This is a genomic window from Shewanella sp. DAU305, assembly GCF_026802235.1.
Lineage (GTDB): Bacteria > Pseudomonadota > Gammaproteobacteria > Enterobacterales > Shewanellaceae > Shewanella > Shewanella baltica.
In genome coordinates, this window is record NZ_CP113808.1 from 2,754,750 (window position 1) to 2,767,891 (window position 13,142).

Annotated in this window: 9 protein-coding genes and 1 riboswitch; of the genes, 7 read left to right on the forward strand and 2 right to left on the reverse strand. The window is 47.0% G+C overall.

The genetic code is table 11. From position 1 onward, the window contains the following. Nucleotides 1-330: 330 nt before the first annotated feature. Nucleotides 331-2,463 (reverse strand): glycoside hydrolase family 97 protein, encoded by a 2,133-nt coding sequence (locus OX890_RS11720; protein WP_126491845.1) that lies wholly within the window; start codon nucleotides 2,461-2,463, stop codon nucleotides 331-333. 267 nt (nucleotides 2,464-2,730) lie between these two features. Between OX890_RS11720 and OX890_RS11725 the strand changes: the two genes are divergently transcribed. The 3 genes from OX890_RS11725 to OX890_RS11735 all read left to right on the forward strand — a co-directional run bounded on the left by OX890_RS11725 (nucleotide 2,731) and on the right by OX890_RS11735 (nucleotide 5,085). Then, complete coding sequence (locus OX890_RS11725) at nucleotides 2,731-3,534, forward strand: tRNA (adenine(22)-N(1))-methyltransferase (protein WP_011846896.1); 804 nt, start codon at nucleotides 2,731-2,733, stop codon at nucleotides 3,532-3,534. Nucleotides 3,535-3,800: 266 nt separating this feature from the next. After that, nucleotides 3,801-4,331, forward strand: a complete 531-nt coding sequence (locus OX890_RS11730; RefSeq protein WP_041408466.1) for an NUDIX hydrolase — start codon at nucleotides 3,801-3,803, stop codon at nucleotides 4,329-4,331. Between the two features lie 193 nt (nucleotides 4,332-4,524). Next, complete coding sequence (locus tag OX890_RS11735; protein WP_327237050.1) at nucleotides 4,525-5,085, forward strand: tRNA-uridine aminocarboxypropyltransferase; 561 nt, start codon at nucleotides 4,525-4,527, stop codon at nucleotides 5,083-5,085. Between the two features lie 162 nt (nucleotides 5,086-5,247). Here OX890_RS11735 and trhA read toward each other — a convergent pair whose 3' ends face one another. Continuing rightward, the gene (gene trhA, locus OX890_RS11740; RefSeq protein ID WP_268649243.1) at nucleotides 5,248-5,931 is read right to left on the reverse strand and encodes a PAQR family membrane homeostasis protein TrhA; all 684 of its coding nucleotides are present in this window, start codon (nucleotides 5,929-5,931) and stop codon (nucleotides 5,248-5,250) included. A gap of 496 nt (nucleotides 5,932-6,427) precedes the next feature. Between trhA and OX890_RS11745 the strand changes: the two genes are divergently transcribed. The 4 genes from OX890_RS11745 to OX890_RS11760 all read left to right on the forward strand — a co-directional run bounded on the left by OX890_RS11745 (nucleotide 6,428) and on the right by OX890_RS11760 (nucleotide 13,140). Beyond that, nucleotides 6,428-7,759 carry a hypothetical protein gene (locus OX890_RS11745; RefSeq protein WP_268649244.1) on the forward strand — a complete coding sequence of 444 codons (1,332 nt, stop codon included), beginning with the start codon at nucleotides 6,428-6,430 and terminating at the stop codon, nucleotides 7,757-7,759. Nucleotides 7,760-7,926: 167 nt separating this feature from the next. Next, nucleotides 7,927-8,025, forward strand: a riboswitch (TPP riboswitch). 201 nt (nucleotides 8,026-8,226) lie between these two features. Continuing rightward, on the forward strand, nucleotides 8,227-10,350 hold the full coding sequence (thiC, locus tag OX890_RS11750) for a phosphomethylpyrimidine synthase ThiC (protein ID WP_268649245.1): 2,124 nt from the start codon (nucleotides 8,227-8,229) through the stop codon (nucleotides 10,348-10,350). A 2-nt stretch (nucleotides 10,351-10,352) separates the two neighbouring features. After that, nucleotides 10,353-12,233: a bifunctional hydroxymethylpyrimidine kinase/phosphomethylpyrimidine kinase gene (locus tag OX890_RS11755; RefSeq protein WP_268649246.1), complete on the forward strand. Its 1,881-nt coding sequence runs from the start codon at nucleotides 10,353-10,355 to the stop codon at nucleotides 12,231-12,233. Further along, complete coding sequence (locus OX890_RS11760) at nucleotides 12,226-13,140, forward strand: HesA/MoeB/ThiF family protein (RefSeq protein WP_268649247.1); 915 nt, start codon at nucleotides 12,226-12,228, stop codon at nucleotides 13,138-13,140. The genes OX890_RS11755 and OX890_RS11760 overlap by 8 nt, the downstream gene beginning before the upstream one ends. Nucleotides 13,141-13,142: the final 2 nt, after the last annotated feature.

Here is a 13,142-nt window from a genome sequence, read left to right on the forward strand (position 1 = left end):
ATTTTTGCACCTGTGTTGATTGTACGCATTTGCCTTGGGCTGGATTGAACAGTCTGTGGTGTTGGCTAGTTTGCGAGTGCATTTATAGCCTGTGTATTCGGTTCATACCGATTTGTCGGCCTAGGCACGAACTGAATTTGCGCCAACATCTGCTAAGACGCTTCGAGGAGGATTAACTTTTACGTTTTGTATTGGGATAAACAGGTCCTATCTGGCAATAAAAAGTCACCAAGGACAAGGTATATCCTTGGTGACTTTCTGTTTTTTACTCTGTATTTTCACACTCGCTTAAGCAATTAAGTTAGCGCGCTGAACTGAACACGATGAAATCTAAAGTGCTTTAAAGCGTATTGCCGTACCGCCACTGCTGGCAAGTACGAGGTTGAGGCTATCTTTAGCGCTCACTTCTTTAGTCTCAATCACATAATCATAGGGATTGGTTTTCCAATCGGCTTTTGCGCCATCGCGGTAAATCTGCGCTTGATACCGTTTATTCGGGGAGAGGAAATCCAGTTTGACCGTGACCTTGCGCGCGGTTTCATCGGTGAGTGCACCTAAGTACCAATCACCTTGATCCTTCGCTTGGCGGGCAAAGACCACATAGTCGCCGACTTCACCGGCAAGCGCGACACTCTGATACCAATCGGTGGGCACATCGCGGATAAATTGGAAGGCATCTAAGTGCTTTTCATAATTGCGCGGCAGATCCGCTGCCATTTGGATTGGGCTATAGAGCACAACGTACAAGGCGAGCTGTTTGGTCAAGGTGGTTTGCACACGGTTTTGTGCATCCAACCCCTTAGGTGCTAAGTCAAAAATCCCCGGGGTAAAGTCCATTGGGCCAGCGAGCATACGGGTGAACGGTAACATGGCCGTATGTTCAGGGCTATTTGGTGGGCTACCCCAGGCATTGTACTCTTGGCCGCGGGCACCTTCGCGGGAGATCCAGTTAGGATAGGTTCGGCGCAGGCCTGTGTCTTTGATTGGCTCGTGGCTATTGATGCTGATATGGTGTTTCGCAGCCTCTGTGACGCTATGCAGATACTCGCCCACCATAAACTGGCCGTCGTGCCACTCGTGGCGGGTGACCCCTTTGTCATCGATACGCTTGATTTGGCCACCATCAGCGACATAGCCCGTTTTGACTTGGGTAACACCCTGCTTCTCATACAAGGCAAAGGCATCAGCCATTTGATCGCGATAATGGGTGACTGATCCTGCTGTCTCGTGGTGGCCGATTAAACGCACCCCTTTTTTCGCCCCGTAGGCTGTGATGGCGGGCAGATCGAAATCGGCATAGGCCTTGGTAAAGCTAAATTGATCGCCATTGTGGAACCAGTCGCCGTCCCAACCTTTATTCCAACCTTCTACCAATACACCATCAAACTGATATTTAGCGGCGAAATCCATATAGCGTTCGGTTTCGCTGGTGGTGGCGCCGTGGGTTGGGCCCGAACCCCAAGTATTTTCATTTAAGTGCATTCCCCACCAAATACCGACGTATTTCCCCGGTTTTACCCAAGCAACATCGCCGAGTTTATTGGGCTCATTGAGGTTAAGGATAAGGTGCGAATTGAGCAGCCCAGTCGCGTTGTCGGCAATTTGAATGGTGCGCCACGGCGTATAAAAGCCCACTTGAGTTTTGACGCGAATGCCATCGGACCAAGGCGTGAGATCGGCCTTAAGCTTTCCATCGCGCTGCTGATCTAAGGTCATGGCGGCAAAGTCCACCAAGGCGGCCTCGTGAATACTTAAGTGCGTACCGTTCGCGAGTTTAAAGGTGAAGGGCGTGTGGACTCTATCGACTTCTTTCAGCGCTGTGGTGCGATACAAATATTCGTAGCGATTCCAGCCACGGGCAGGGATCCACCAAGCGGTGGCTTTATCGGCTTGACCGACATTGAACTCGGTTAACTCGTCTGTGATTGAGAGCGGCGAATTAGCGGGAAGAGCGGCTTGATCGGCTAAGTGATAGCGAAAGCCAATACCATCGTCAAAGGCTTTAAACTCAACTTCGAGCTGTACCTTGCCGTTGCTTAATACTGCGGTCAGTTGATTGTGTTGATCGCGGATCCATTCCTGCTCGCCCCAAGGTTGTTGCCACTTGTCATCGGCACTCTTTTTATCGCTACTGTTAATCTGCAATCCTTGACCGAGTTCACCAAGGGATTGAAAAACTAAGCCTAAGCGGCTCGGTTCTATGACTGTCTTGCCGTGAAAATCGATTTTATATTCGGGGCGGCCAGTATCGTCACTCAAGCTGATTTGGATTTGTTGGTTGGGTGAGCTGACGGTAACGGTTTTGGCAAATACGTTGGCACTAAAGAGGCTAGCCACCGCAAGGGCGATAAGTGTAGGGCTCAATAGCGCTTGCGATTGTTTTTGGCGCGATGAGCTCTGGCGAGCGTGACTCTTTGTTAAGTGACGGCCAGTAAACTGAATAGGGTTGGTCTTGATGAACATTCCTTGATCCTTGTTTTTATAATGAATGTGACTCACAGCATACTAGTGGCGATGGCTTTTTAACCGCAACGGCCTGCATACGTATTCACCACATTAAGGCGTGACGTAACAGAAGTGACGAGAAGCATTGCGAGGGCACGAACAAAAGATGTGGTTTGCTTTTGACTCGGGTAATATGCGCGCTTTCTTTTTGCTTAAAAATGCAATTTAGCGTGGGATTTACAGTGGGATTTATAGTATTTGGAGCCGCAGCAGTAAGGTCAAACCGTGAAAATTAGCCAACGTTTACAACAGATAAACAGCATGATCAGTGGCCATTACGATCATATTTGGGATTGCTGCTGCGATCATGGTTTACTCGGTATGCTGTTGCTAGAAAGGAGCGCTGCCCGCCATGTACACTTTGTCGATTGTGTCCCTTCGCTGATGCAGGCGCTTGAACTGCGTTTGCAGCGTTTCTTCCCCGCTGACATATCAGGCCTTAATCCAAACTTAGATCCAGACTTAAACCCAGAAATAGACCCACACTTAAACCTAGACATAGACCCAAATTTAAGTTGTCATACTCAGTGGCAAGTGCATTGCCTTGATGTTGCGGCTTTACCGCTCGTGCAAACCAGTGACAAGGATAAACAGTTGATCATCATCGCTGGTGTGGGTGGTGAACTGCTGGTGGACTTAGTGAAGGCAATTCTAGCTCAACACCCACAGCGGCACCTCGAATTTATTTTGTGTCCCGTGCATCATAATTACTATGTCAGGCAATCACTCTCAGCCTTAGGGCTAGGGCTTAAGTCAGAACACTTATTGGAAGAGAATCAACGTTTCTACGAAATCCTCCATGTCAGTACAACCGCAGCTCCAAATGGTCTGCCTATCAGTGCTACGGGTTCGTTAATGTGGCAGACGTTAGATGAAGCAAGTTTGCCGCGAGCGCAGCGTTATTTGTCGCAGGTGATTGGTCATTACCAACGCATGCCCACGCATAAGCAAACACCAGAGATTATTGATGCCTATCAGCAGCAATTGGCCCAGCTCTTAAGTGAGCATAGTGAGTTTGAATGCTCTTGAGCATTTTTCCGCTTGGACATTACGATGGGCACCAAAGATGAGCAACTACGATGAGAATCAGGCGAAAGAGATGATGCATCGCGATCTTAACATCATTGGTAAAACGATTTTAGCTTAAGGCGTTAATAATTAAGCTTGTAATCGCTAAAACCTATCAATCACTCGGACTGGACTGAGTGTGATTATTGCCTCTGCTACAGTTTTTGATCTGCATTTGGCACATTTTCGTTTATGCTGCGACTCCTTTTCGGCAAATGGCTACGACTATGCGTTTATTGAGAACCACCCAAGATCCAGCGGTTAACCTACAGACGGCACGCGTTTTTTATCGCAGAGCTGCCCGCGCGATTGTGTTATCGGGTGAAGACATTTTGCTGCTGTATACTCAAAAATACCGCGACTACAGCTTACCCGGCGGCGGAATTGACGACGGCGAGAGCCTCGAAGACGGGCTGATCCGTGAGCTACAGGAAGAAACCGGCGCCCTAGACATTCAAGTGTTAGCGCCCTTTGGCCGTTACGAAGAGTTTCGACCTTGGTACCGTGAAGGGGCGAACGTAGTGCACATGGAGTCATTTTGTTATGTGTGCCGTATCGACACCGCACTGGGCGAGCGTGGTTTAGGTGAGACTCGATTAGAAGCCCATGAGATAAAAAATGGCATGCGGCCTGAATGGCTCAATATTCATCAAGCCATCGCTCATAATGAAGATATTCAGCGCAATCATCCCCATAAAGGCCAATCAATAGAGCGTGAAACTTTTCTGCTAAAACAGATAGTGTTGGAATGCTTGTAAGTTTTATCACTTTTAAATCATTATCTTAATATATGATTTTATTTCACACATAACTGAGTGAGCAGAGTTTGGTTAGCAATTAAACGTCGTTATTTCAACGTGCTCTTTTAAGCTGATATTGCTTCGAGCCTGTGGCTGACAACAGTAGATGTTTAATGCTATTTCTCATTCTTTTGCCGCAGCAAGGAAGGTAATGCAGATTATTTTATTGACCCACGAACGCGAGTTAACTCGCAAAACAAATACCGGCCAACTCGCGTTAGCCGCATTCCCTGAAGAGGTGAAAAGCATCGTCTGGTCGAGAACTACACCTGATAACGATTTAGTGGCTATGCTGGCATCGCAGCAGGCTAAATTGTTGTTTCCTGCAAGTGATACTGAGCCCGCTGTGCCCATTGATCAAAATGCCTTAGATACGGATTTAGCTGAGCCAGTGCTCTCGAATGCACAAATGTTGTTAGCGGCAGCGCAATCTACAGTGATAGCAGAACTAATGCCGAGCCAAGTGGTGATTTTAGATGCGACCTGGCAGGAGGCGCGTAAGATGCTGCGCCAGAGCCCCTATCTTAAAACGGCTGCACGAGTCAGTTTGCCGCCACTTATGCCTGAATCCGCCTTTATATTGCGGCGTAATCAGCAAGAAGGAGGCTTGTGTACTGCAGAATGTATTATTGCACTTTGGCGCCAGTGTGGCAGAGCAGAACAAGCGGCGCTATTAGCGTCGCTGTTTACTGAATTGAATAGCCGTACTTGATTGCGATGTTCGAGAGAACGTTTGAGGAAGTGCTTGAATAGATAATTAACGACTTTCAGCTTTGACTCACAGATAAATCACCGTCAGTTAAATCACCATCTGTTAAGTCATAATCATTTAAATTATAGCCAGTTAAATCACCATCAGGTAAATCATAGCCATTTAAATAACAGTCAGATAAATACACAGAAAGTGACTCATGGCACCGCCAAGCACGAACAAATGCCAAATGGCATGGTTAAATGGAATACGTTTCCCGACGTAGAACACCACCCCTAAGGTGTAAAACAAGCCACCTAAGATCAATAGATTAAAACCTAACTCCGACATGGCCGCCGTTAAATCGCCCATCACAGTGACACATAGCCAACCCATGGCGAGATACAAGACTAAGCTTAACTTTTTGAATTTGTGAATAAATAGCGTCTTAAATAGGATCCCACCAATTGCAAGCGACCAAATCGCCGTTAAAATTACTATCGATTGCGTCCCCTGTAGGCTTATCAGCATCAAAGGTGTGTAAGTTCCTGCAATTAAGCAGTAAATTGCGCAGTGATCGGCGATCTTAAGTTTATGTTTCCAGCCTGAATGGCTAACGCTGTGGTATAAGGTCGAGCATAGAAAAAGCACAATGATGCTCGCACCATAAATGGCAACGCCTGTTAGTTGAATTGGCGTTAGATGATCTTGCCCTTTGAGTAACATCAGTACCAATGCCACTATGCCTGCGATGACGCCTAAGCCATGGGATACGCTATTAGCGATCTCTTCTTTAATACTATACGGCCCAGACTTAGCAAGGATTTTAGCTGGGTTTTGTTGTTCGATAACACTTTGAGTCGACATGGTAGATACACACTCGCAAACGATAATGACTGAGTCTATCAGTTAGGAAAATAAATCACCATATTTAAGCGTACACTTGTAAGCTTAAATTTCATGATTGGCTTCTATTGTTTTCACCTTTTATCTTTTTTACGCCGTCTTGTATTCCCGTCAGCGTATCGCATTGACTATGTTATCCGCTTTAAGACGTAAGAGTTAGCAAGCATTTTCCCATCAATTTAGCGCGATTGTGATCTCAATTCCCAGCCTTATTTGTCTCAACTGACAAGTGTCTTACTAAGCATTGGCATAAGCACTGCGCTTGTAACGTGTTGCATTCGCGTTGAACTTTACCCTGTTTGCCTCCTCTAATCTGCGTTGAGCACTCGCAAGTAAATGCAATCATTGGATAATTCTCTTTCAATATTCAGCAACTCGATATTGGATTTGAGTGCAATTGTTCCACGTTAAGCATCATCGAAATCAATTGAGACTACACAAAACCTAAGGATGGATTTTGCCTTTTCAACGTCAACCCAAAGCCGTGCCTTTATTGACAGTATCTCCTACAGCAATAGCGATTGGAGATGATACTGATAGTGCTTTGTTTTTTTCGGTCACATCGCCAGAAGGTGAGACTTTTATCGCATTTGATCATCACCTCGGTGAACTGGATGCTGCTCAAACGCCTGTTTTTACCACTGATGCCGAGCCGTCAGCGTTCAATCGCGGTGCAGGCCTTTTAGTCACTGAGCATGACACCCAAGCTATATATCAAGAGCAGGCCCGAGATTTGGTACTGCAAGAAATCCATACTGAACATCAAGATCAACATCAAGATAAATTGGTTGCTGAGTCTGAATCAAAACTTGAACTGTCTGGGACAATACAAACCAGTGCTTATTCATTGGGGACAGGATCCGTTTTGCGTGCTCGTCAGCCATATTTCAAAGGATTAAGCCTGTTATTTTTTGTGATCTTAGTGCATGTGTGTTTATTTTTACTTATCTGCATTTTGTGGCGCCCGCAGTTAAATCCCTTTGGATTAACAGAAACAGAAAGCCGGGGCCCTAAAGTAACGGCGCTCAAAGCTTATTTTATTTATGCTCCCGCGGTAGAGAAGGCTGAAAGCGCTGCGCTAGAAACAGAGAGCAAGGCCGAGGATAAGACTGAGATGACAAGTTCTGTTACGCCTACAACTGTTCCCACGCCTACAACTCAAGTTAAGCCTATGCCAATATTTGAAAAGGTCGTGCCTGAAAAAGTAGATCAGGGAAAAGTGAAGCCAGATACGGTTAAACCTGACATCACTCAATCGAGCCAATCTCAATCAAGTGCCCCAAGTGAAGTACAGCCCGCGGAAGCGACGGCAAAAAAGCCAACAAATATGTTTGATGCCACAGAAATTAAGACGCAGCTTGGCGCTCAGAGTTCGCCTGCAGCAGAAGGTGAGAGCACAATAGCGACAAGCTCAAGCATGAGTTTATTCACCCAGCAATATTTTGAACGTCAGCGCGAGCAAGCGCTCGATGATCTCGTCATTGAACAGGCCGATAAATTCACCCGGAAATCGAATATGAGTGAAATGAGCCCTGAGATGGAAGTGTTATTTGTCCCTAACGCCGATGATTTCGGTGGCACAACGAGTCTAGATTTACCCTTAGATCCAAATCGTATTGTGCGTAAAGGGGATACTTGTTATCGCGTGGTACAATTGGGGACTCAAGTCAATCCTTACGCAGAAAATTTAGGCTTCCCATTTGACTGCAGTGGCAAAAAAATCAATCAAGCTATTGATGATGCCATTCAATCTCGATTAAATAAAATGATGCTCAAACCCCATAAATAGTGACTTTCTTTTATGATCTATTTTCATGCTAATTATGGCTTTTTTAGTTTAATTTGATTTAATCAATTAAAAACAATAAATTATGAACCTTTATTTTGGATTGGTATTTAAGGCTTTTAATTACTTTTTTCCTTGTTTGTTGCTGCCGCTTCTGTCTATACTGCGCACTCATCTTGTCGGAGTGCCTCTTGGCTGAGACCGTTTATTCGGGATCCGTTGAACCTGATCAGGTTAAAACCTGCGAAGGAAACAAGCGTAATAACACATATTAAATCGCCAAAATAGACGGCTTGAACACCTGTTAACTCAGCAGTGTTTTAAGCCTTAATGTTTAGATTTAATTGTTATTGAGCAGGGTAACTCAATTTTTGAAGCCAGTGTTGGCCACAAAAATTGATTGCCATGCCCAGCTATCAACAACTCAATTCTCCAGACAAGCAACTCCATTTTTTAACGTGAGATTGCTTATGTCCAGTTCAAACCAAAACCCAGCTGTAGCTGCCAATGCGATAGAAATCACAGCGTCAGAATCGACAATCCCTAATAAATCGACAGTGCCTAATAAATCGGCTGAGTCTAGTCAATCAATCGTGCCTAAGGCGCCGAGTCGCCGCGAAACCCGCGCGCAGGCCCAAGCCTTTATCGATACGTTAGCGCCGCTGCAACATTCTAATTCACAAAAGATTTACCTCGAAGGTTCAAGTGCCGATATTCGCGTTGGCATGCGGCAAATCCTGCAGACTGACACCCTTGTCGGCGGTACAGATGATGCGCCTATCATGGAAAAAAATCCGCCAATACGCGTGTATGATTGCGCTGGACCTTATTCCGATCCTGAGGCCGATATCAATGTGCGTCTAGGCCTTGGTAAATTAAGACAAAACTGGATCCTAGCCCGCAACGACACAGAGCAATTACCCTGTGCCACCTCAGATTTTACCCAACAAAGACTCGCCGACGACGGTTTAGACCATCTGCGTTTTGAGGCAGGTTCGAGTGCAATTGTCCGCCCACGCAGAGCGCTGCAGGGTAAACGAGTCAGTCAATTACACTATGCCCGTCAAGGGATTATCACGCCCGAAATGGAATATGTAGCGATCCGCGAGAACATGGCACTTGCCGAAGTACAGGATGAAATCCTCAATCGTAAAGCCAAGGGCGAAGCTTTTGGTGCCTTAGTCGGCGAACCGATTACCGCCGAATTTGTCCGCGCCGAAGTTGCCCGTGGCCGCGCGATTATTCCGCTGAATATTAACCATCCCGAAGCCGAACCTATGATCATTGGGCGTAACTTTTTGGTGAAAGTGAATGCCAATATTGGTAATTCTGCGGTGACGTCATCCATCGAGGAAGAAGTGGAAAAGCTCGTCTGGTCAACCCGTTGGGGTGCAGATACGGTCATGGATTTATCCACGGGTCGTTATATCCACGAAACCCGCGAATGGATCATCCGTAACTCGCCAGTGCCCATCGGCACAGTACCAATTTATCAAGCGCTGGAGAAAGTGAACGGCGTGGCAGAGGATTTAACCTGGGAAGTGTTCCGCGATACCTTGATTGAACAAGCGGAACAAGGTGTTGATTACTTTACCATTCATGCTGGTGTGCTGCTTCGTTACGTGCCGATGACGGCTAAACGCGTTACTGGGATCGTTTCCCGCGGCGGTTCAATTATGGCCAAATGGTGCCTGAGTCACCACAAGGAAAACTTCCTCTACAGCCATTTTCGTGAGATCTGTGAGCTTTGCGTTGCCTACGATGTATCCCTGTCTTTAGGTGATGGTATGCGTCCAGGCTCAATTGCCGACGCCAATGATGCCGCCCAGTTTGCAGAGCTTGAAACCTTAGGTGAGCTAGTCAAAATCGCATGGGAATACGACGTACAAACCATTATCGAAGGGCCGGGACATATCCCGATGCAGCTCATTAAAGAGAACATGGACAAGCAGTTAGCTCACTGCGATGAAGCGCCGTTTTACACGCTTGGCCCACAAATCACCGATATCGCACCTGGGTATGATCATTTCACCTCCGGCATAGGCGCGGCCATGATTGCTTGGTACGGCTGCGCTATGTTGTGTTATGTCACGCCAAAAGAACACTTAGGATTACCGAATAAACAAGATGTTAAGCAAGGTTTGATTGCTTATAAGATTGCCGCCCACGCCGCCGATGTGGCGAAAGGTCATCCGAGTGCGCAAATTCGTGACAATGCGCTGGCAAAGGCGCGGTTCGAATTCCGCTGGGAAGATCAATATAACTTAGGACTCGATCCTGAAACCGCGCGCGCTTATCACGATGAATCTTTACCGCAGGAATCCGCTAAAGTCGCGCATTTTTGTTCTATGTGCGGCCCTAAATTTTGTTCGATGAAAATCACCCAAGATGTGCGCGCCTATGCCGCTGGCTTAGAGGCGGCACAAGCGAAGGCGGATCAAGTTGAAGCTGCTGACCAAGCCATGCAAGTCACAGTCAAGACGCCGCAGGAGTTGGAAGCGGCCATGGCGCTAAAATCGGCACAATTTGCTGCTTCGGGCGCCGAGATCTATCACGTGAAAGACAAGCTTGTCGCCGAAGCTGAGGAAGCCTAATTATGCTAGGTATTCATGGGGATAATGCGCCCATGAATACCGCTCACCCCGCATTTGTTTGGACCATAGCTGGTTCAGACAGTGGCGGCGGTGCCGGTATTCAGGCGGACTTGGCGACAATTCAAGATTTAGGCTGTCACGGTTGTAGCGTGATCACCACAGTGACGGCGCAAAGCTCTGTGGCGGTCACTTTAGTCGAGCCCGTATCAGCGGCGATGTTAATGGCTCAGCTGACGACTTTACTTTCCGACTTACCACCCAAAGCAATTAAAATCGGCTTACTGGCAGATCAAACTCAAGTGGCATTGCTGGCAGATTGGATCGCGAGTTTTAAAATCCACTATCCATCTGTGCCTGTGATTGTCGATCCTGTGATGGTCGCCAGTTGTGGCGATGCATTAGCAGTAGATAACTGTCAGGATATAAAAAGTGCGGCTAAATCAGCCTTAGATTTTAGGCCTTTCAAAGGTTTAATCGAACTTATCACACCCAATGTGCTTGAACTTGGGCGGTTAACTCACAGTGATGTTTCAACGAAAGCGCAATTCGCTGCCGCGGCACTGGCTTTATCCCAGAGCCTTGATTGCAGTGTGCTCGCTAAAGGTGGCGATGTGAGCTTTGGTTGCACTGACATTCTTGCTGATACTCAAACTCAAACTAACGCTCTTGATACCGCTTACAAGAGTAATGGCTGGGATCTTGAGCTTGCCGAGGATTATCTAGTTTGTCGTCAAGTGCGCGCGAGCTCTGAGTTGCATCAAAATGGACGCTTCTGGTTAGCCAGCCAGCGGGTTAATACCCGTCATAATCATGGTAGCGGCTGCACTTTGTCATCGGCCATTGCCGCCGTGTTAGCGCAAGGTTTTGTATTACAAGATGCGGTGGTTGTTGCCAAAGCCTATGTGAGTCAAGGCTTAAGCGCGGCGATTGGTTTAGGGCAAGGTCCAGGGCCGTTGGCCCGTACGGGTTGGCCTAATAACTTGTCCTGCTATGCCAAGATAAATTTGTGTGATGGCAATTTTATTAGTCATCAAATCAGCCAACATCTTGATGTTATGAGTGATTTAGTTGCAACAGATCAGGTAAGAATAGCCTCGGCGCCACCTCAAAATATTTTATCCCAAGGTTTTAAAGTGCTCGATGCCGATCTCGGCGTGTATCCCGTGGTGAGTGACTTAACCATGCTGGAAAGTTTGTTAGCGGCCGGCGTTAAAACCCTGCAGTTAAGGATAAAAACCGACATCAGCGAATTAACTTCTGCAGGGTTAGGCGAATCTGTGCAAAGTAGATGTGAGTCAGGCAAATCTAAATCAGGCGAAACTGAGTTAATTGGCTCCGAATTAGAAGCACAAATTCAAACAGCCATTGCCTTAGGTAAGCATTTTAATGCGCAGCTTTTTATCAATGATCACTGGCAGTTAGCAATAAAACACCATGCCTTTGGGGTACATTTAGGCCAAGAAGATCTCGCTGTAGCTGACTTAGCCGCCATTAAAGCGGCGGGACTTGCGCTTGGCATATCGAGTCACAGTTATTTCGAGCTGTTATTGGCCCATCAATGTTCGCCATCCTACATAGCGCTTGGGCATATATTTCCTACCACAACGAAGCAAATGCCTTCGGCGCCCCAAGGGCTCGCAAAACTTAAACACTATGTGGCGTTACTCCAAGGCCATTATCCCTTGGTCGCAATTGGCGGTATTGATTTAGATAATCTGGCAAAGGTGAAAGCAACAGGGGTGGGCAATATTGCTGTGGTGCGCGCAATAACGAAAGCTAAGGAGCCAGTCGCAGCGTTTGCAGAGCTGAGCCAAGCTTGGGAGCAATGTAGCTTGTCTGAAGAACTGGCTGTAAAGCATGAGTTGGATGCAAAGCATGAGTAAAAAAACACCTCTTTCTCACGCAGAGGTTCTTTGCGGTCATATACACAGCGACAATGAATACTGCGGCCATACACTCAGTGATGCCGATTTTATGCGTTATTCTCGGCAAGTCTTATTGCCTGAAGTCGGTGAGGCTGGGCAATTACAACTGGCCGGCGCTGGTGTCGCTATTATCGGTCTTGGCGGTTTAGGGCAATTGGCGGCGCAATATCTGGCCTGTGCAGGTATTGGTCGCTTGACCTTAATCGACATGGATAAAGTTGAAGTATCAAATCTGCCAAGACAATTGTTATTCAACGATGCCGATATTGGGCTTAATAAGGCGCGAGTTGCCAAGCAAAAGCTCAATGGCATAGCACCGCGTTGCACTGTTACTGCCTATGAAACGGCATTTAATGCTGCGACATCGGCTCATCATTTGGCGGATATTTTACTGGCAAAACAACAGGGCAAAAAAGTGCTAGTGCTTGACTGCACCGATAACTTTGCGACTCGCCAAGCCATTAATCGCAGCTGTATCGAAGCGGCTTTGCCTTTAGTTAGCGCGTCAATCGCGGCATTTAGCGGCCAATTGTTCGCGGTCGACCAAATGCGGTTCCCTTCTGGTGGTTGTTATCACTGTATTTTCCCCGAACAGACGAGAGTGTCGCAGAGCTGCAGTACCCAAGGCGTACTCGGCCCCAGCGTGGGCGTGATGGCGTCAATGCAATCCTTGGTGGCCATGCAACTCTTGCTGAGTGTGGATAGCGGTTGCGATGAATCGAAAAATGTCTTGTTGGGACGTTTTTGGCGCTTCGACGCTAAATCACTTTCATGGACAGCGGCGATATTAACGCGGGATCCCCATTGTGGCGTATGTGGTCCAAAAGAGGTTCATTCATTATCCGATAAGCCCAGCAAACTATAAAG

Coding starts and splice junctions, on each gene's coding strand:
- OX890_RS11720 (WP_126491845.1), bottom strand. CDS start 2,463: ATGTTCATCAAGACCAACCCTATTCAGTTTACTGGCCGTCACTTAACA.
- OX890_RS11730 (WP_041408466.1), top strand. CDS start 3,801: ATGCGTTTATTGAGAACCACCCAAGATCCAGCGGTTAACCTACAGACG.
- OX890_RS11735 (WP_327237050.1), top strand. CDS start 4,525: ATGCAGATTATTTTATTGACCCACGAACGCGAGTTAACTCGCAAAACA.
- trhA (WP_268649243.1), bottom strand. CDS start 5,931: ATGTCGACTCAAAGTGTTATCGAACAACAAAACCCAGCTAAAATCCTT.
- thiC (WP_268649245.1), top strand. CDS start 8,227: ATGTCCAGTTCAAACCAAAACCCAGCTGTAGCTGCCAATGCGATAGAA.
- OX890_RS11755 (WP_268649246.1), top strand. CDS start 10,353: ATGCTAGGTATTCATGGGGATAATGCGCCCATGAATACCGCTCACCCC.
- OX890_RS11760 (WP_268649247.1), top strand. CDS start 12,226: ATGAGTAAAAAAACACCTCTTTCTCACGCAGAGGTTCTTTGCGGTCAT.